This is a genomic window from Bradyrhizobium sp. USDA 336, from assembly GCF_044908355.1.
GTDB classification, from domain to species: domain Bacteria; phylum Pseudomonadota; class Alphaproteobacteria; order Rhizobiales; family Xanthobacteraceae; genus Bradyrhizobium; species Bradyrhizobium yuanmingense.
Map to the genome: position 1 here is coordinate 7,336,771 of NZ_JBIYDC010000002.1, position 18,412 is coordinate 7,355,182.

14 protein-coding genes and 1 pseudogene are annotated in these 18,412 nt (G+C 59.6%); 6 read left to right on the forward strand and 9 right to left on the reverse strand.

Features of this window, described 5'->3' with window-relative positions; genetic code table 11:
- Positions 1 to 87 precede the first annotated feature (87 nt).
- Together ABIA45_RS35310 and ABIA45_RS35315 are read right to left on the reverse strand one after the other, a co-directional pair.
- The gene (locus ABIA45_RS35310; RefSeq protein WP_036043202.1) at positions 88 to 507 is read right to left on the reverse strand and encodes an SET domain-containing protein; all 420 of its coding nucleotides are present in this window, start codon (positions 505 to 507) and stop codon (positions 88 to 90) included.
- A 2,674-nt stretch (positions 508 to 3,181) separates the two neighbouring features.
- Positions 3,182 to 4,552 (reverse strand): hypothetical protein, encoded by a 1,371-nt coding sequence (locus ABIA45_RS35315; RefSeq protein WP_404655074.1) that lies wholly within the window; start codon positions 4,550 to 4,552, stop codon positions 3,182 to 3,184.
- 812 nt (positions 4,553 to 5,364) lie between these two features.
- Between ABIA45_RS35315 and ABIA45_RS35320 the strand changes: the two genes are divergently transcribed.
- Complete coding sequence (locus ABIA45_RS35320; protein ID WP_157784138.1) at positions 5,365 to 5,595, forward strand: hypothetical protein; 231 nt, start codon at positions 5,365 to 5,367, stop codon at positions 5,593 to 5,595.
- A gap of 421 nt (positions 5,596 to 6,016) precedes the next feature.
- Positions 6,017 to 6,640, forward strand: coding sequence for a J domain-containing protein (locus ABIA45_RS35325; protein ID WP_036043200.1), 624 nt, complete (start codon positions 6,017 to 6,019; stop codon positions 6,638 to 6,640).
- Positions 6,641 to 6,897: 257 nt separating this feature from the next.
- On the opposite strand, the gene tnpC is transcribed toward ABIA45_RS35325, so the two are convergent.
- The 3 genes from tnpC to tnpA are packed head-to-tail and all read right to left on the reverse strand — an operon-like array spanning position 6,898 to position 9,340.
- Entirely contained in the window at positions 6,898 to 8,550 is a 1,653-nt protein-coding gene (gene tnpC, locus ABIA45_RS35330; protein WP_036046900.1) for an IS66 family transposase, read from the reverse strand.
- 44 nt (positions 8,551 to 8,594) lie between these two features.
- A complete protein-coding gene (gene tnpB / locus ABIA45_RS35335) occupies positions 8,595 to 8,942 on the reverse strand; it encodes an IS66 family insertion sequence element accessory protein TnpB (RefSeq protein WP_370058181.1) in 348 nt (115 codons plus the stop codon).
- Positions 8,939 to 9,340: an IS66-like element accessory protein TnpA gene (tnpA, locus tag ABIA45_RS35340; protein WP_036046964.1), complete on the reverse strand. Its 402-nt coding sequence runs from the start codon at positions 9,338 to 9,340 to the stop codon at positions 8,939 to 8,941. The genes tnpB and tnpA overlap by 4 nt, the downstream gene beginning before the upstream one ends.
- 1,051 nt (positions 9,341 to 10,391) lie before the next feature.
- On the opposite strand from tnpA, the gene ABIA45_RS35345 reads away from it, so the two are divergent.
- The 4 genes from ABIA45_RS35345 to ABIA45_RS35360 all read left to right on the forward strand — a co-directional run bounded on the left by ABIA45_RS35345 (position 10,392) and on the right by ABIA45_RS35360 (position 15,590).
- Positions 10,392 to 11,177 carry a LuxR family transcriptional regulator gene (locus tag ABIA45_RS35345; protein ID WP_338107460.1) on the forward strand — a complete coding sequence of 262 codons (786 nt, stop codon included), beginning with the start codon at positions 10,392 to 10,394 and terminating at the stop codon, positions 11,175 to 11,177.
- A 2,019-nt stretch (positions 11,178 to 13,196) separates the two neighbouring features.
- Positions 13,197 to 14,702: an RNA polymerase factor sigma-54 gene (gene rpoN, locus ABIA45_RS35350; protein ID WP_370058183.1), complete on the forward strand. Its 1,506-nt coding sequence runs from the start codon at positions 13,197 to 13,199 to the stop codon at positions 14,700 to 14,702.
- A 245-nt stretch (positions 14,703 to 14,947) separates the two neighbouring features.
- Positions 14,948 to 15,322, forward strand: a complete 375-nt coding sequence (locus tag ABIA45_RS35355; RefSeq protein WP_050991930.1) for a hypothetical protein — start codon at positions 14,948 to 14,950, stop codon at positions 15,320 to 15,322.
- 115 nt (positions 15,323 to 15,437) lie between these two features.
- Entirely contained in the window at positions 15,438 to 15,590 is a 153-nt protein-coding gene (locus tag ABIA45_RS35360; RefSeq protein ID WP_338107439.1) for a hypothetical protein, read from the forward strand.
- Positions 15,591 to 15,867: 277 nt separating this feature from the next.
- Here ABIA45_RS35360 and ABIA45_RS35365 read toward each other — a convergent pair whose 3' ends face one another.
- The 4 genes and pseudogenes from ABIA45_RS35365 to ABIA45_RS35380 form a co-directional block, all read right to left on the reverse strand.
- A complete protein-coding gene (locus ABIA45_RS35365) occupies positions 15,868 to 16,077 on the reverse strand; it encodes a hypothetical protein (RefSeq protein WP_244431427.1) in 210 nt (69 codons plus the stop codon).
- 82 nt (positions 16,078 to 16,159) lie between these two features.
- Positions 16,160 to 16,207, reverse strand: a pseudogene (locus tag ABIA45_RS35370) (hypothetical protein); the annotation flags it as partial.
- Positions 16,208 to 16,714: 507 nt separating this feature from the next.
- Positions 16,715 to 17,593, reverse strand: coding sequence for a di-heme-cytochrome C peroxidase (locus ABIA45_RS35375; RefSeq protein WP_338107440.1), 879 nt, complete (start codon positions 17,591 to 17,593; stop codon positions 16,715 to 16,717).
- 127 nt (positions 17,594 to 17,720) lie between these two features.
- Positions 17,721 to 17,969, reverse strand: coding sequence for a hypothetical protein (locus tag ABIA45_RS35380; RefSeq protein WP_244431428.1), 249 nt, complete (start codon positions 17,967 to 17,969; stop codon positions 17,721 to 17,723).
- Positions 17,970 to 18,412: the final 443 nt, after the last annotated feature.

Consider the following 18,412-nt stretch of genomic DNA (forward strand, 5'->3'; position numbering starts at 1 on the left):
TCGATGGCCACAAATAGTTGCCGAAACTCTTCCCGTAAATTCGCCGACGAATCAAGTCGTCAGACCGCGAATTCAATCCACTGCCGCCTAGCCCGTCGGGGCATCAACATTCACCGATGGTTCGTTATTCCACGATAAGTCACACGTCGGATCGAAAAACAAGTAATTGCAAGTCAGTTCTTCACCAGCTTGTACGTCACGCGCGGTTAAAATTCGGCAATGATCGTCTTGATATGTGTTTGGCTGACTGCTGTGGTTCATGAAGCGGGCATTGTCAGCATTGTACTCTATAACGCCATCATTAGCCTTGTAGTCTCTTGGATAGGCATGCTTATCAAGTAGAGCTCGAAATGTTGGAGCTAGAGCTTCGTACTGCTCAGGCGTCACTGCGATGTCAACGATTGGGTTGTGAATCCAAATCAGCGAATCTTTGGGCAAAAGGGCGGCGGAGAAAAGTCCAATACCGCCAAACTGGTCTGGCTTTAAAACAGTTTCGACAATCAACATTGAAGACGTCTCCCCTAACACCCCGCAAGCTAACTGACCTGAGCCGCGAAATCTCCTGCACAAATCGGTAGGGTCTTCTAATCGCGCCTTCGTCCCAAATTGGATTTTTTTCGCATTCGTTGCGGCAGCGGCTGGCGATCGCCTTTCGCGGTACCGCCATCTTGCGGTGCTGGAAGGGGGCTGCAAGTCAGTGGGATTGCGAGCAAAGATCCGCGTCGATCAAGGCGGCGAGTTCATGTCGCGCGATCGTGACCCGTAAGCCTATCAGCGCGGCGATACGCTTACTTTCTCACGGTCCGGCAAGCCGCCGGCAACGGCTTCATCGAGGCCCTCAAGAGCCGCTTTCGCGCCGACTGCTCAATGGCCACTGGTTCCTCTCCTTGCAGATGCCCAGGACAGAACTGGAGACATGGACACATCGTTAGACATGGACACATCGGTAGCGGAGGGCCACCCCGTGGGCGAGTCGAACGGCTGATTTTGCCGCACAACCACGTCGGCGTAACCAGCCCCCCATTGTAATCACGCGACAAAGCTCTAGTCTTGGGGTGGTCTAAAGCGCGGTCTCGCTGAAATCGCGACATGTGACTGCCGCTCGATGAAAGTTCGATGGCAGGTCAGGTGCAGGATAATTTCGCGGGCGTATGCACCGTATCGGTCACCTGTGAGCGACCTAGAGCTGGTGGTGCGCTCGTAGACTCCTGGTCATCGCCCGTGCCGCTTCCGCTGCGAGGCCGTCCTGTGAGGACGCCAGATCTGCACTAAGCGTTTGGCCGTAAGGGATTTGACGCGATCGGCGCGACGCGCGGCGAGGCTGGAGTCTAGGGTGCAGCATCCCGGTTTGGTGCTTAGCGGTAACGGACAGGGGGCTCCGCAAATCGGCTGATCCTGCAGGTGAGCAAGGAGAGGCTTATGCGCTTTGTCCGAAGCCGCAGCCCGTCGTAGGCCGATTGTCTCAAGCTCATCGGCAAACTCGCCAGGCCAGCTGAAGGCGGCGCATGAACGAATTGCAATGTTCTCCGCATCGAGACCCCAGAGCGGACCTGAAGCGAGAGTAGATCTTTTCCCTAAATGGAAGGGCCCATTTCAAGCGCTCATGGTCACGAGGTAATCGAGCCATAACCAGAGCTGGCTTACTCGCTCGGCCCGTTCCTCTGAGGGCTTCTCGGCCAAGCCGTGATCGCGCCAGGTCTCCAAAGAGAGACGACACTCGTGCCAGAAAGTACTCCCCCCGCGCTATTCCTCAGCCCGGACACTGAAACACGCGACAAACGCACGGCACAGCCTGCGCACAATTGGTCCAGGCATCTTTCAATGTGGCGTTCGTCGATCCGCCGCTAGGGGCATGCAGACGCCTCGTGAACTTGATCGCCTCGCGCGAGTCGCGTCGGCCCGATGCTTGCGGGAGCCGCGGTGTGCCCGCCTGGTGCTACTTCCGGCCCGGCAGGCTTGCACGATCAGCTCAGGTAGAACATTGTCGCGGCGATCGTCAGTTGAAGCCGGCAGGAAGTGCGAAACGCCTCAACGTTCGCGCCGGCGAGCCTTGCCCTATGATTTGCCGGCATCAAAGTAAAAGCGAGATGTGCGGTCGTTCACACATAATGGTCGCGATATGGCTTAGATGGGGCAGCAGCGTCGGGGTCGGAGTTCCTGGTGTTGACATTCAGCAGCGAAAGCTGGTCGCGGACAGATACAGCTTTGGTGCTCGGCAACCATGTTGCCGTGGCGATCGTCTTTGCGGCTCGTTCGCTATTTTGAGGGTCCTCCACACTCATCTGGCCGATTTGATCAGCCGGACAGAGGTCGCTGCGGCTTGCTCAGCTTCATCCTGCGCTGAAGCTCCTTGAGGAGAGGTCATCTCAGGTCGTCGTCTTCGACGGGCAGAGCAGTGCCGACGGCAGTCCGCGCTGAACCGAAACCTTATCCCGGAGGACGCGGTTCTCATCAAAGCGTCCAAAACCGGAGTAGCGACAGATAATTCACGGTCTATGCACTGCTCTTAAGGTTTCAGCGACTGTCTACGCCGAAAAATGGGAAGGGCATTGCTGACCGGCTTTCCGCGGGGACGTTGAATGCACATCTCAGGAGTATAACCACGACAAGGGCGTTGGCAGTAGCTTCGGGGTAGCACTGTGTGAGCTGCGGAACACGTCGGCTGGGCTAAGCGATGAAGATCGCGCACGGTATTCCGGACCATTGCTGACCCCTGAGATATGTACTGAAAGGCTCGAGGCGGATCGACGAGGTGCTGGGCAGCGCCTCGTCGGCCAGACGAGCTTTCTGCGGAACGCCACGGCCAGGATGTGCATCTGGGACTGATGGACGACCATCTGCAGCCAGCTAAGCTCAGCCGACGCGTGTTCGATGCGGGCAGGAACCAGCCTCTTTACTCCGAGGATGCTTCCCTGTCTCGGGGCCGAGGCCCCAATCAATGGCAATGCTGTAAAACGCAACGGCGATAACACCGTAGGTGTTCTTCGCAGCTTTGGCGTTCGGAAGATCAAAGAAGATCGCTGTGCGGCTCAACGAGGAGCCGCACAGCGATGATGCGCGCAAGTTAATCGGGCGGGGTAGCGCTCACCCGGACCCCCCGGAACCGCGCCAAGCTCGCTGGCGCAAGCTATGCTACATTGATAAGTCCAATACCGGAGCTATGTGGTCGGGTTCCTAATTCTTAGCGTGGGGATTGTCTCTCGGCATCTCCATTGCTTGGGTGATGGATGAGCCGCACGTCATTTGGGCCTCCCGGCCCCAAGAGGGCGGTGTAACGCTCGCCGAGAATATCGTAGTTCATTGCCGGCTGCGCATCGTTCGGCAACTGGCCCCAGCGGCGAAGCATCGAGAGCATCGTGTCCGGGGCTGGTTGGTCGCCGTGCGAAAAATTCTTGGGAACGGCGAATGATGCAGCATAAATCTCGCGGGGCGCGGGGGACGTCCCCTCAGCCCTGGAGGAGGACGCCGGAGCGGCTTGCTCCATCGACCGTCCAAGCCGCGATGATGAGGCTCGGTTCGCTGGTTGCGCGCTGGGCTGCGGAGCGTTTTCCAGTCGAATTCCCAGAGGAATGGCAGCGCCTTGCGGAAGAGGGGTGCTTCGCCTCATCGTTGCCGCGGGCACGAACAGCGCCGTGTAGCGGTCATTGTGAACGATAAAACTGTTGGGTCGGCTGTCCTGGCTCGGCGCGACGTTGCTACGGTCAAGCGCAGCGGACGCGTGCTGGTTGCCCTGCCGGAAATTGAAGGGAATAACGGCCGGTTCTGAATCCAGCCCTTGGTGATGACCCTCGGTTGGCTCGACGGACGACGATGCGCCAGCGTTTCCCACCATCGCCCACAGCAGGTCCTGATCGTAGCCTTCGGGAAGGACGAGCCGATCGCTGGCCTGAAACGGTGCGCCGGCGTCTTCCATCAGCTCGCGAACGACTGAACTGCCGGGCTCGCTCACCTCGCGTCCGATGGCATCCCCTTCCGTATGGCTTAGTGTTCTTTGCCTCTTCGCAGGCCTCAACTCCCCGGTGTAGTCCTCACCCAAGAGGACCTCGTGACTTGAAGAGGGAGCGCTCCCGGTCAGCTCGTTCCGAGCCGGTTGGTAGCCGTCGCTCCAGTTGAGCTGAACGGCTTTTCCGCGGTCCGGTCCCTGGTGATCGCGCGCGGTTGGGAGAGACGATGTTAGGGTGGGTTCGCCGATCATCCCTCGCAGCGGGTCCTGATCGTGACCTTCCACAGGCAGCTCTACCGGCCAAGTCCAAGCTTCCCGCGGCGCGCTGTGCTGGGCAGCGGTGTCCCCGAGGTGTCTGGTGACGGCGTCTTCGGGATGAGGACCGTGAGCCCCCTGGTGCCCAAGTTCCAAGGCCTCGATGAGGCTACGCTCTTCCTCAGTCAGAGGAAAATAGTAGGGATCTGAAGAAGCGGGGATCTCTGCAACGGCAGGGGGATCAAGCTGCGGCACTTCATCCAAGTACGGCTCAAACTCCGCTTGCTGCTGTTGCGGTTGTGACACCGCGGCGTGGTCACGGTCGAATGGGTTGATGCTGTTAAATGGGTCCATGTCAACTCCCCGGGGTTTGAGTCGATTCGCAATGCGGAGACGATAGTGGCGCTCTCTCTCGTTCTATTGGGATCAGCTGTCGAAAAGCTGACGCGCTTAGAGACTTACGGATTGCGATCTCAAATCAGTCATTTCGCCGCTTTGGACCGCGACTCGTGATGGGACCGAGCAGGCGGCCTGGCTTTGCCCGTTCGGGACGAGCACAATGGCGTCGGCACTCTGACGCCGCGACCATCTCGGCAACTGATTGGGTCTCTTCAGTCAACCCGCACGTTTCGAGGCCACCTCGATCAGCTTGCACCATCAATTTTACGGTTTGTGGCGATAACGCTTTCTTGGCTCGCACGCTCGGTTGCCGCACCGCGGCGGATGCTCTCGATCGGATTGTAGTTCTCAGCTGGCTCTGGTGCTCGGCAGGAAAGTCATAGACAGCCAATAGGCTCAAGATTCGCAATCCTTGTCCGGCAATAACGTCATGCCATATTTAGCGCGATTCTCGACCAAGGTATCGAGTGCATGCTCCAACCGCTCGGCTTGGCGCCATTGAGATCCTGTATGGCCTTCTTGCCGCTCTGAACCGGCTCGGGATGTCTTTGAGCACGTTGACGGCTTTTTGCTGCCAGCGCTCGTATTCGCGCTGCGATTGGTCATTCAGGCTCAAAATCATCGAAGGTGAAAGGTTCGTTGTATCCTTTCCAGCAGGGCCGAGAGCGCCTCCTGGATCGCCGGTCGACATAGCGCGCAGCTAAGGGGCGGGCAGCAGGCGATCGAGGCTCCTAGTTCGCCGCGCTCGGACTGGCAAAATCACCGAGGTGAAGCCGATCCAACTGGCGAGCCGCTCGCGCGCCGGTCCTCACCTTGGGCCTGGCAATCTCGATCTCGCCGATATCCGTTGCGATGTTGCGCGCCGGGCCATGGCCGTTCCGCACGGCCGGCGCGACCATCCGCGGCGGCTTCAGCTCGCCGGCGTCTGCGGAACGCGGCAATTCCGTCTGGACGGCCCGGACGAACAGATCGCGCGCTATGTTGCGGAGAATTTGTAGCAGTGCATGATCAACCGCAGACGGCTGACCGAAGGGTAGGATGTTGATCGTCTCCTTCGGGCCGCATCGGCTCCTTGAAGAAGTTCTCGCAGGTTCGCCATCCGCCTGGATACGCCGGCTCTCTGAGCGTTATCACCCAGATTCCTGCGCAGCTCCCGCTTTCTTCGTATTCACCCGGTCCCGTTCAAGACCTCTATGTGCAGAACCCGACAGCAAATTGCAATTGAGTCGATCTGAATCGCAGAAGGATGCTTGCCTGAACCAAGCTCGCGGGTCCTGGCATGTCGATTGCTAGGAAGTGCCTGATACATCATGCCACTAACTAGACGCAAAGGCTGAGACAGATCCAACTTGCTGTCCAAACGAATTCTCTAGCATACAAGCGGCGCTGTTAACTGCCGCTCCGCTAACGGAGCCAGTCATGCTGATCGACACCTCCAAAATCTTCGACTCCATTCGCATCAACAAGAAGGAAGCGCGGGAGCACCAGACCGCGGCGCTATGTGAATGGCCTGGTTGCCAAAACAAGGCTACCCATCCCGCGCCAAAGGGCCGTGACAATGCGCGCGAATATTGGCACTTCTGCATCGACCATGTTCGCGAATACAATGAGTCCTACAATTTCTTCTCGGGGATGGACGCGGAAGCGGTCGCGCGCTACCAGAACGACGCGCTGACCGGCCATCGTCCGACCTGGAAGATGGGCGAGAACATCAGCGCCCGCAAAATGGTCGGCAGCGCGGCCGATTTCGAGGACGACTGGCATGCCTTCTGCACGCACCTCGAGCTGAACGGACGCGCCGGTGCCCGCCCCCGCGCGGAGGCCAAGCCTGAGGCGCGCAAGATTTTAAATGCCGAGCGGAAAGCGTTGCAGGTGATGGGCCTGAATGCCAATGCGACGCTCGGCGATATCAAGGCGAAGTACAAGGCGATGGTCAAGCAGCTCCATCCCGATGCCAATAGCGGCGACCGATCTACGGAGGATCGCCTGGTCGAGATCATCAAGGCCTACCATTACCTGAAGACCGTGGTGCGCGAGAGCTAGGGCGGACACGACTTGAACGGCTTCACCCCACCGGCCGCTACTAGTCCTTCATCGTGTGAAAGCTGCATCCGAGCTGGCGTGTAATCCGCTTCAGACCCCCACGCCTAGGCCGAGAGGAGCAGCATCTCCGCCACGTTAGCAGGAGTCTTTATCAACAGCGCGCTCCGGATCAATCCACGAGTACCCATACGACGAAGGCCGCCTGATCGATACATGCGCGCGGGCGTGGCGAGCTCTATGATGGGGTTGCGTGAAGGTCAGGCGGCCTGCTGACCGGCGGGCTTGCCGGCTTGACCCAGGAGCTTCCATTCCCAGGGCAGCAGTTCGTGCAGACGCGATGCGGGAAGGTCGGCGATACGGGCGAGGACGTCGGCGAGCCAGGCCTTAGGATCGACCTCGTTGAGGCGACAGGTCGTGATCATCGTCAGGATGATAGCGGCGCGGTCGGCGCCGCGCAGGCTGCCGGCGAAGGTCCAGTTGCGCCTCCCCAACGCGATGCCGCGCAACGCTCTTTCAGCGGCGTTATTGCTGAGGCAAATCCTGCCATCGTCGAGGAAGCGGGCGAAGTCGTCCCAGCGCCTGAGCATGTAGTTCATGGGTTTCAGGACCTCGGAGGAGCGCGAGAGGGTTTCTCGCTCGCAGAGCAGCCAGTCGTGCATATCGTCGAGCAGCGGCTTGCTCTGCTCCTGGCGCACGGCACGCCGCTCGTCGGCGCTGCGGCCGTTGATGGCGCGCTCGATCTCGAACAGCGCATCGAGGCGTCTGACAGCTTCCAGTGCGATCGGGGAGACCGGTTTGCCCTTGCGGCCTTCCCTGGCATTCTTCTCGACGTCGGCCAATTCGAAGAAGCGCCGCCGCGCATGGGCGAAGCAGAATGCCGGCGTGATCGGCATGGCTTTCTTTTGCGGGTCGAACAACGGCTCGAAGCCGCTATAGCAATCCGCCTGCAGAATGCCGGCGAAGGCGGCCAGATGCTTCTGGGGATGTTCGCCTCGTCGGTCGCTCGAGGCGTAATAGATCGCCGCCGGCGGCGCAGGCCCACCGTAGGGCCGATCGTCGCGCACATAGGTCCAGATCCGGCCGGTCGTACACTTGCCCTTCGCCAGGATGCGGATGGTGGTGTCGTCGCCATGCAGGCGCTCGGCCGACAGCACATGGCGCTCGATCAGCTGGAAGAGCGGCACGACGGCGAAGGTTCCGTGGCCGACCTGGTCGGCCAGGGTCGACAGCGGCAGGTCGATCCTCTCGGCCTTAAAGCGCACACTCTGGCGGTTAAGCGGGATATGCATGCCGAACTTGTCGAACAGGATCGTCGCCAGCAATTGCGGACCGATGAAGCCGCGCGGCGTGGCATGGAACGGTGCCGGCGGCTGGCTGATCTTCTCGCAATCGCGGCAGGTGAACTTTTCCCGCACCGTCTCGATCAGCTTGAACCGGCGCGGGATCTCCTCCAGCGTCTCGGTTACATCCTCGCCCAGCTTCGCCAGGCGCGATCCGCCGCAGCAGGCACAGCTCGTCGGGGCCTCGATGACGACGCGCTCACGCTCGATGTCGTCAGGCCACGGCTTGCGCACCGGCCGCCTGCGCGTGAAGGAACGCACGGCGTGGGTTTTCGTCGCTGCGGCCTGAGCGGCAAGCTCGTCCTCACTCGCCGTGGTAATGAGTTCTTCGAGCTCCAATTCCAATTGCTCGATCAGCCGCGCCGTGCGCTCCGAGCGCTGCCCGTACAGTTCGCGTTTGAGCTTCTCGATCCGCAGCTCAAGATGCGCGATCAGCGCCGCGTTATCCGACAGCTCCGCCCGCGCCCTGGCAGCCATCGCCTCGGCTCGCAGCCGGGCCTCACGCTCGGCTTGCAGCGCTGCCAGGGCACTGACAAGGTCCGACGGAAGATCGTCCGGCTTCGATATCATGAAGCCATTGAATCAGATCAAGCAGCAGATTCAACCAAAAACGGCTATCCGATCCGCGTCGGACGCTGGGCTTCTTGCGGGTTGCGCCAATCGATTCCGGACAACAGGTAGCTCATCTGCGCCGGTGAGATCGTCACTGCTTCGCCCGCAACCGATGGCCAGATGAACCTTCCTCTCTCGAGTCTTTTGGTGAACAGGCATGCTCCTTGGCCATCGTGCCAGATCACCTTCACAAGATCGCTTCGGCGACCGCGGAAGACGAACAGATGACCGCTGAGCGGATCCTTGCGCAGCACCTCCTGCACTTGGAGCGCCAACGACGGAAAGCCTCGGCGCATGTCCGTGTAGCCTGTCGCGAGCCACACTCGCGCGCCCGTCGGAACCGGGATCATCGGCGTACCAAAGCATCGAGAACACGACGTAGCGCGTCTCCATCAACCTCGCCATCGACCCGGATGCGGTGTCCGCTACCAAGGTCGATCTCGATGATGCCCTGGCTCCTCCGTCGACGCGCCGGCGCCGCCGTCAATGGCGCTTCGGTCAGATTGTGCGGCGGCACAGACGATCCAATCTCGACCGGCACGAACGGCGCTATACTCGCTTCAGCGTGCTTGCAAAGCTCCTTGCGCCACCTGAACAGCTGGCTCACATGAAGCCCGGCCCTGCGAGCCACCTCGGAAACACTGGCGCCGGGCTCGAGCGATGCTGCAACAAGCCGTTCTTTCTCATCCTGCGACCACCGGCGCCGCCGCTCGACCGATGTGATCACCTCCGCCCGCGAAATCGTCATAGCGCTTCTCCTAGGATTATCCCTAGGACCTGCAGCCATCGCGTTCGTCAAACAAGGCGGCCTTTGGCGCAGGGATACATCCACGACGAGCCTTCCGTGATTCTTTCCTCTTTCATTTGCTCGCTCCTCGGCGTTGCAAGGAGGGGGCAAGTCCTCACGGCGCCGAAGGGGGCGGTTCGCAAAGGCGCGCCACAGCGAAACGCTGAAAGCGCCGGTCCTCGGCTGCTCAAAGAACCCGCAAGACTAAACTGCTGCTCCGCTGCTCGATTTCAAGGATGGAAAGGCCCTTACTCGATTTGGCTTGCGCGTTAGGCCCGCACGGGCAGCGCCCACCTCGTTCCGCGTCAATGCAGGTGAGGCAACCGCAATCATGCTCTGATCTATATCAATTCGATGTCGCGCCTGAGACGTTGTCGCATGTTTGACGTATGTCGCATCCGCTCGAAACAACTCAGATGAGACCGTCTTTCTCTGAGTGCCTCTCTCTTAAGGGGCCATTCTGCCAAATCGGAAAGTGGTACGAGAATTGCTGTGCCCACCATGCTGGTTCTTGGAAGTCCTGAGGATCGCATGCACGCTGTCGTCCTTATAAAGCAGCTGGTTGTCAATGTCCGCGAGTGGCGGCCCAACATGCGCAAGCGCCGGAGAGGGGCTGCACCGGTCCGTGACCTCAGGCGTGTCGAGCTGCGCGAAGAGTTCCGTGCCGAGCGCACTTCTTTACGTCGCCGCTTGAGACGTTGGTATGTTCTTACGAGAAGTGCTGACCTTGTCCGCCGCAACCGTTGCATCATTTGCCAGCCATTCTTTCGAGAGTCTGGCTACGCACGTGACGATTCGGCAGCTCGGATAGCAACCCGACCCGGTCGGCAACGAACCAAGTCAGCTCCGCGTTGGCTCAACCTGCAGGGGGCGCGTGCCGGTTTGCTCCACCTATCTAATCGGTACGCTCTGGGACCCGGGCAAACATTTCGCGCCCGGCGCTTTCCTTCGCGCGGGCGTCCAGCTGCAACAAGCAGAGCCAACATCTGTACAAGTAAAATGGGAAATAGAAATGGATGACCAATCGCACGGCCAAATGCCACTCTCTTCAAGCGGACGGGAAAGCCGCGGGCCAGACCTATTTAGCTTCGTCGAATGCGCTACACAGACAAAATCAATCAAAGCGCTGTTCGATCTTCTTGTCAGTTGCGCGAGCAATGAAGGCTTTAATAAAGTCGCGTACGGAGCACTCACCTGCTCGAATGAGCGTCGTCTGCTGGACTATCTGCCGCCCCCGCCAACCATAAACTTCCCGTCTGATTGGTGCCAACGCTATGCTGAGCAAGAGTATCGAGCGATCGACCCGGTAGTCCGGCGGACAGCAATGCTGCCAAGGCCCTTTCTTTGGGATGACCTAACCCATAAATATAAACTGCAGCCCCGTGAGCTGCGCGTCTTGCACGAGGCCAGAGAAGCAGGTCTTAAGCATGGCATAAGCGTGCCATTGTTTGGATCGCAAGGCCGATTGGCTTTCGTATCGTTTGCATCTCCCTTCGATGATGCCGATCCACAGAAGCGCATGGCTCATCTCACGATATTGGCGTCGGCGTTTCACAACGCTGTCGCGCAGATTACACCGCCCCTTGATGAAGATTGCGAGACAGACATTCCGCTAACCGAGCGAGAAACAGAGTGCCTATACTGGGTTGCAGAAGGAAAGTCAGCCTGGGTAATCGGGCGACTTGTGGACGTCAGCGAGAATACCGTCAACTTTCACATGAAGAACGTCGTCAGAAAGCTAGGGGCGGCGAACCGGACAAATGCTGTACACAAAGCAACCCGACGCCGCCTCATTTAACTCCGCGCCCGTTTAAAGGCACGATCAAAGGCCTTGTCTTCGGGCGGGCTCTTCTGTTATTGCCGCGGATCGGGACAGCCGATCTCTAGTGGCTTCGACGATGTATTTCAACGGAAGCGGCTCAAATCAGATAGCTGGGCACGCAAGCGCATCAGGCGCGCGTATGCGGTGTCCCTCAACAGCGCCCGGTGTGGACTTGGGGCGTCGTCGTTGCATGCAACTCCCGTTGCGCCAGACGCAATCCGCCTCTCAAGCGATCTAGTGTTGCTAAACACGCTGCTCAACGAGACGGCGGAAGACGCCGACATCATCTTCATTCTCTCCAGCAACCGTCCCGAGGCGATCGAGGCCGCGCCAGCGTCCCGGTCTTATCGATCCGGCAATCGAGGTGCCGCTGCCTGATGCGATCCGCGGAGGCAAGGTGGTTCGCACTATTGCAGCGGCTTGCCGGTACACAAAGCCATGATCGCTGAAGCCGTGCGCTTCACCGCGGGGGCAGCGCCGCCTTACAATTGTGGCACGATTTCCATCAACATGAAGCCACCTGCTCGTGCAGCGAGGTCAATCGCCTATCTAGGCATTGTGGTAAGGGTTCTCCAGCCATCGACCTTGCCGCATGTTGATCTGGCAGGAGTGAGCAGGCCAAGACAATATTGCCGTGGCGACCGCTGATGGCAAACGATCATGATCTTGATCCGTCGCTTGAACTTCTCGTGCGGCCGCTCAATGGTGTTTGTAACCGGTATGAGATCTGCCGGTGCCAACGTTCCGCTGCGGTGTTCTACAGCGTGGTGTATGGTACTACCATCGGCTCGGAGGCAGCGGGAGCACGAATTGCGGGTCCGGCGATACAGGCAATGCGCCGGGAGTTCGAGTTGGGAGCTGGCCACCTCTGCGACTCACTGCGTTGTAGCAAGAGCCCTAACTCCCACTTGTCGTCTCGCCGCAGCTCAGATGCCGATGAGACGAGTGATTGGACTCGGCATCTAGCGAAGCTTCGGAGGGATGTTTGGGGTGGCGGCAGGCTCCGCCGGCAGCACTGATATGACGCGGAGTGCGGCAAAGCGCTGGCGAGACTCTGCTGGCCAGCGATGAGGTGGTGCTCGAGGTCATCGCAACAGCATGGCGGTGCGGACGCCTTTCGCCCCGTGTGATTGTCGGCAGTCCGCTGCAGGCCAAGCAACTCGCGCAGGCGCTCGACAAACCGAGAAGATCGTCCCGGTCACGCCGGCCAATTTGGAGGAGGAAGGTATCCTTCCCAGATTCGGATGCGTCAGAGGCCAGAAGCGACATCGCGAATACGTTGGGACCTTCGCCAGGATAAGCCGAAGCGCAGGCACAATAGTGTCCGCTGTTCGATCTTCCGCCGAGGCCTCAGCAACTTCGACAAGGGACTTGTTTTCGACGCACATGGGGCAGGCGCTGCGCTAACAGGCAGCAGGCTTTAGGCAGCCGAACGCGACGATAACCTCGCAATCTCTTTTGGCGCAGGGCCGATCTCGAGGCCGGTTCAACCCGCCACCTCAACTGTTTTGACTGCCAGCCCTAGTGCCAGTCCGTTTGGGCAATCGTTCTTCCATGATTGGCTTCAAAGTTCGCGCCAACTCCGAGCGTGCAGCAAGGCTCTTTGTTAATGGGCTATCAGAGTGGCGGGCAGGCACCGATCCTAATCCCAGCGCACCTATTGCCGGTGGTCCTACGGGATGGTGTAGGATCGCCGCTACTCTCAGAAGTCACCAAAACTGCCGCGGATTGCCAAGTCCTTCATCGGAGTGTCGCCACAGTGAAACTGTCCTGTGGTTCATGTCCTCGGGTCAAAGTGCCACCTCCCAATCTCTAGTTCTCTAGTCTCACGGACTTAACGAAGGAGTTTCGCAAGTGTTTCGGTGTCCAGCTGTTGGCTGCCTTCATTAAAATATCTCACCTCGCATCTACTTTTGCGCGACATCAAATACGCGTGGATCAGCTCCTGACTAGATGAGCAAAACGCGGGCCAACTTCAGTAAAGGTTCTTGCTTCATGGCGCTCACGCAGAGATTAGAGTTCCGGCAGTCGCAGTCGCTGGTCATGACGCCGCAGCTGATGCAGGCGATCAAGCTGCTGCAATTGTCCAATCTCGATCTCACCACCTTCGTGGAGGAGGAGCTCGAGCGAAACCCGCTGCTCGAGCGAGCCAATGACGATGTAGCTGGCACGGAAGCCCCGACTGAAGTCGATCAGGTCAGCGGCGAACAGCTGGCCGAGGCAGCTTCGCGGAACGCCCAGGATGCGGCGCCGACCACCTATACCGAATGGGGCGGCGGCGCCTCCGGTGACGAAGACTACAATCTCGAAGCTTTTGTCGCGGCCGAGACAACGTTGTCGGACCATCTCGCCGAGCAGCTCTCGGTCGCCTCCACCGCGCCCGCGCAACGCATGATCGGCCAGTACCTGATCGACCTCGTCGACGAGGCTGGCTATCTGCCGGCCGACCTCGGCCAGGCCGCCGAGCGTCTCGGCGCGTCGCAAGCCGAGGTCGAAAGCGTCCTCGCCGTGCTGCAAAAATTCGATCCGCCCGGGGTCTGCGCGCGTTCCTTAAGCGAATGCCTGGCGATCCAGCTGCGCGAGCTCGACCGCTACGACCCCGCGATGCAGGCGCTGGTCGAGCATCTCGATCTGCTCGCCAAGCGCGACATCGCGGCTCTTCGCAAGATCTGCGGCGTCGACGACGAGGACATCGCCGACATGATCGGCGAGATCCGCCGCCTCAATCCCAAGCCCGGCATGAAGTTCGGCTCGGCGCGCCTGCAGACCATGGTGCCCGACGTCTATGTCCGCCCGGGTCCCGACGGCGGCTGGCATGTCGAGCTCAACAGCGACACCTTGCCGCGCGTGCTGGTCAACCAGACCTATTATTCCGAGCTGTCGAAGAAGATCGGCAAGGACGGCGACAAGTCCTATTTCACCGATGCGTTGCAGAACGCGACTTGGCTCGTGCGCGCGCTCGACCAGCGCGCCCGCACCATCCTGAAAGTGGCGACCGAGATCGTGCGCCAGCAGGACGGGTTCTTCACCCATGGCGTCGCCCATTTGCGCCCGCTCAACCTGAAGGCCGTCGCCGACGCCATCCAGATGCACGAATCCACGGTGTCGCGTGTCACCGCCAACAAATACATGGCGACCAACCGCGGCACGTTCGAGCTGAAATATTTCTTCACGGCCTCGATCGCCTCGGCCGACGGGGGCGAAGCGCATTCGGCGGAAGCGGTGCGTCACCACATCAAGCAGCTGATCGATTCGGAGGAGCCCTCCGCGATCCTGTCGGACGACACCATCGTGGAACGCTTGCGCGCCTTGGGCATCGATATTGCCCGCCGCACGGTCGCGAAGTACCGCGAAGCCATGCGCATACCCTCTTCGGTGCAACGCCGCCGCGACAAGGAGTGGTCAACGATCAACAGTCAAGCATCGGCAGGAACTGGCCTCCCGGAAGAAACTCCCAGCCGTCGATTTGGACTCCACAAGCTACGCTTTGGATTTGCCTGAAAGTGGGTCTTTGGCGCGACATTTGTTGATTGGCGGTTGAACGAAGCCGCTCGCGCCGACTGCCGTCTGACAGGATCCGAGTGTTCTCAGAGCTGACCCCTTCAGACAGGAGGTTTTCTGATGGCTCAGGTGAGCCGCCGCATGATCAAGGACATGACGGTGGGCAATTTGTCGCCGGCAACGCAGCCGATCAAATCTCAACGCGGTATCGAAGCCTAGCCGATTGCTTTTAGCCGATCTTCCGCTTGGAGGATGTTCATACGTTCCAGGTTCACCTGGTGGTAACAGGGATCTCTTGGCAGCATGTCAACCAGATGGTATGTGCGTTGCACTTTTTCGACGGCGTGACGCTCGGCCACAGTGAGATTCCCGAGCGCATCGCCTACGCGCGAGAGCCTCTCAAGCTGCGGGTCGTGCTGATTGCCGAGGAGGTGGTGCGCTTTCTGAACGCAATCCTTGGGCCTAAGGAGCCGCATAGCGCTGACGACGTCTATGCCGCAGGATTAAGCGTGCCGGAAGTGGCTTTCCTCGCTATTCCGGATATCGACAGACAGCGGATGGTAATCCGGGTGAGCGGGCAAAGGCGGCAGGGACGTCATGCTCTCGCCACGACTTCTTAACAATCTAAGGGCCTATTGGCGGCTAACCCGACCGACACGCAGACTATTTGCCGGCCGGGACAGTTAGCGGCCGCTTGATGCGACCGTTCTGTATGCTGCGTGCCGCTCGGCCCACATCGCAGCGAATCTGAACAAACGCCTGACGGTGCACACAGTGCGACACAGTTTTGCGACCCATCTTCTAGAGTGGCGCCGACATTCGTGTGATCCATTGTTGATGCGGTCTGCGCCGCAATCGGCCAGGCACTTGACGCCTTCTATGCTTTGACGGTCGCATGGGCCAGCCGACCAGGCACCGGATCTCGCAGGTCGTTGGGAAGCCGAATTCCGCGTCGACGTCCTGAGCGGCAATCGGGCTCTGGGAAAGGTGAGGGGCAGCGTCATCGGAAGCCTCGAAAGGCTCGAGGTCGATCCAAGCGAAATCGACGTCGACGTCCTCGCTCTCGCGGCGATGGTGCACGCCGCCGACAGAGGGATGAATCGGCTCGGCGGAAAAGATCCCACCGTAGCCGCGCCGACGTACAGGTCGGCGGGCAACGCCTTGCTCATAGAGTCTTGAGATACTCGACAAGCGCTCGCCGTTCGGCGTCGGTCAATTCTGGTCCGATCACGCCAGGCGGCAGCTTCTTTAAGTCGGTTTCCTTGCCCTCGAAGGAATGTCCGCGATTGCTGGTCCCAAGCAGCGACACATCGAAGTTCGTCAGGCCGGCCGCACAGCTGTCGGCCGACTGTGCTTTTCGTAAGAAGTCCGACATTGACCGGGTCGAACGCACGGCTGCCGACGCAAAACGACGTCGGGCGCTGGCCCTGCGGTACCAACATGTCTCTCAGCGTCGGAACGGAGCCGTTGTGCAGATAAGGAGCTGCCGCCCAGACACCGTCCAACGGGCGCGCCCGGTACTGAGGTTCAAGGGCGAGAACAACTTCGTCCTTGCCGTTGCGGCTTGCACGCGCCCCGACATAGACCCGCTGGTTTTGGCAGTTCTTTCTCGGCCCCTACATTTGACGCTTGGTTTCTTCAGAAGTGCCGTTCGCAATCATCCATTGGTCAATCGTCTTGCCGACCACGTCCATGAGCGCGAGTACAAACAGCGGATCTCCCCCTTTATCTGCAGAAGGCCACAGCCTCCGGCTTTGTTGAGGTCATCTGCAGGATTTAATCCGAGTGACGCCGGTAGGTGAACGCGCCGCGTCGTGAGGACGCTGGATTGTTGGGGGTCGGTGCCGATTGCTGCGACCGGCATCTGGACCACGTTGAAATAATGCCGTCCGCCGATCTGCAGCCAATTCTTCTCATTCTTGGTTGAGCGATCGGGGTTCTCTGGGCTCCAGAACGAATCTTCCGGCCACTTTTTGTCGAAGGCAGTGTCGTTGACCGGGCCCGGGTGACATTCAAAGCAGTGAGCGCGATAAGATCGCGACCTTGTTCGACGAGCTTTTCATCAATCGCCCAGGCCGGGTCACCGCGGAATTTCTCCTGCGCGTCCTTCCATTGGGGGCCACGAGCCCGGTAAATTTTCCGCGGCTTGCATCGCCCGCCGAAAAGGGATCGGCGCCGCGAAGAAGCTCTTCGAACCGCGCGATTTCGGATAGATGTATCGACGACGCAAAAAGCGGCCGTCCGGGCGCGGCCGCTGTCATATTGATTGTCGCGCTGACACCGAGCGCCTCGCCGGAATTGCGAACGAGTTCGTTGAGAACAGAAGCGTCATACTGTGCCCAAAGGAAGTACGGCGTGTCCCAGATTGGCGGAAAGCTCACGGGCGCATCGTGCCGCGCGAAATTGCCCTTGAGGAGCGGGTCCCGGAGTTCGCCAGTCGCGGGATCGAGTAGGCTCGTATAGAAAACCTGGTTCCCCATCCGGTTCAGCGCATCAAGTCGACCGAACCCTTCGTCGAGATCCGCCACTCCCTGTCCCGTCATAAGTCTGTCGGCCGCTGCCTTTTGGTTCTTGATCTTTTGAAGTGCGAGCTCCAGATCGCCTCGAATCTGCTTTCGATCGACGCTTTGCCCTTTGATCCGCTCCAGCTTGCTGGCGAAACGCTCAAATCGCCATGGCAACATCAGCGTGTAGCCGATCGATAGCCCGATCACTCTTTCAACGTCGCCGAGATTGACCATCGCCGGCCCACCGTCGAACCGTATGCTGACATTCTTGTATTCGAGATGCCCCGTATGACAGGCGGCGCAGGTTAGCCCGATCTGACCTTCATATGGGGCGCCCGTCGTCGGATCGACGCCGCCCTTGAGGATGGCAAAACCGACCGGCAGCCTTCTGGGGTCGTCAAGACAAACCCCTGCTCAGGAAGCTGCGGATCTTACAGAGCAGTCCCGCTCGTCACTTTGCTCAAGTTGGCCGCTTCGAAGTCGTCCCATCCAAAAGCGCGACCATTGGTAATCACGATCCGTGCTGGCCAAGGCTTACCAGCTCCGTCTCCTCGCTCGTCCTCGGTGTAAGAGCCTCTGCTGGTAGATGGATGAGTTCGTCCAGATGGGAGCCAAATCGCTTCTCCGCTGCAGCAATTTCAGAATCGCCCGCGACGGCAAACAACGCCTTGAAGCCAAGACTTATGAACCATTCCATCCGCCGAAGTTCGAGCTCCTGTCCGGAATCAACAGGTGCGCCCGCCGCCGACCGCTCGATCATAGATGCGGGCGGAAATTGGCGACGCCGGTGATGCGGGCATCCCTCGACGATTCGGCCATATCCTCCCAGCAAGCGAACGGGTCGATCATGATTATCGCCGCATAGACATGAGGAGCTGACGTTGTCTTGTCGAGGGTTAGCAAGTCTCGCAAAAGACAGTCGTTCCAATCGCGGATTAGCAAGGGTCGCCATGACCAGCAGGGAGCCTTCTGGAAGGCTGCGCAAAGAGGACGCGCAGACTTGCAATTCTGCGTCTTTAGCTATTGTCCGACATCTGTGCGGCAAGTTTGCCGGAACTTTCGCTCTCAACGTTTCTACCCAATGTTACCCATTTGGACGCCTCACGGATCTTACACCCGGGTAGAGCCGGGTCTAGACCACCTGTTGTTAGGAATGGTTCTGGGAGGAAGATCGTGTCTCACCATTGCACGGACGACCTGAGG

Coding starts and splice junctions, on each gene's coding strand:
- ABIA45_RS35325 (WP_036043200.1), top strand. CDS start 6,017: ATGCTGATCGACACCTCCAAAATCTTCGACTCCATTCGCATCAACAAG.
- ABIA45_RS35345 (WP_338107460.1), top strand. CDS start 10,392: ATGGATGACCAATCGCACGGCCAAATGCCACTCTCTTCAAGCGGACGG.
- ABIA45_RS35380 (WP_244431428.1), bottom strand. CDS start 17,969: ATGATCGAGCGGTCGGCGGCGGGCGCACCTGTTGATTCCGGACAGGAG.
- tnpC (WP_036046900.1), bottom strand. CDS start 8,550: ATGATATCGAAGCCGGACGATCTTCCGTCGGACCTTGTCAGTGCCCTG.
- ABIA45_RS35310 (WP_036043202.1), bottom strand. CDS start 507: ATGTTGATTGTCGAAACTGTTTTAAAGCCAGACCAGTTTGGCGGTATT.
- tnpB (WP_370058181.1), bottom strand. CDS start 8,942: ATGATCCCGGTTCCGACGGGCGCGCGAGTGTGGCTCGCGACAGGCTAC.
- tnpA (WP_036046964.1), bottom strand. CDS start 9,340: ATGACGATTTCGCGGGCGGAGGTGATCACATCGGTCGAGCGGCGGCGC.
- ABIA45_RS35315 (WP_404655074.1), bottom strand. CDS start 4,552: ATGGACCCATTTAACAGCATCAACCCATTCGACCGTGACCACGCCGCG.
- ABIA45_RS35365 (WP_244431427.1), bottom strand. CDS start 16,077: ATGTCGGACTTCTTACGAAAAGCACAGTCGGCCGACAGCTGTGCGGCC.
- rpoN (WP_370058183.1), top strand. CDS start 13,197: ATGGCGCTCACGCAGAGATTAGAGTTCCGGCAGTCGCAGTCGCTGGTC.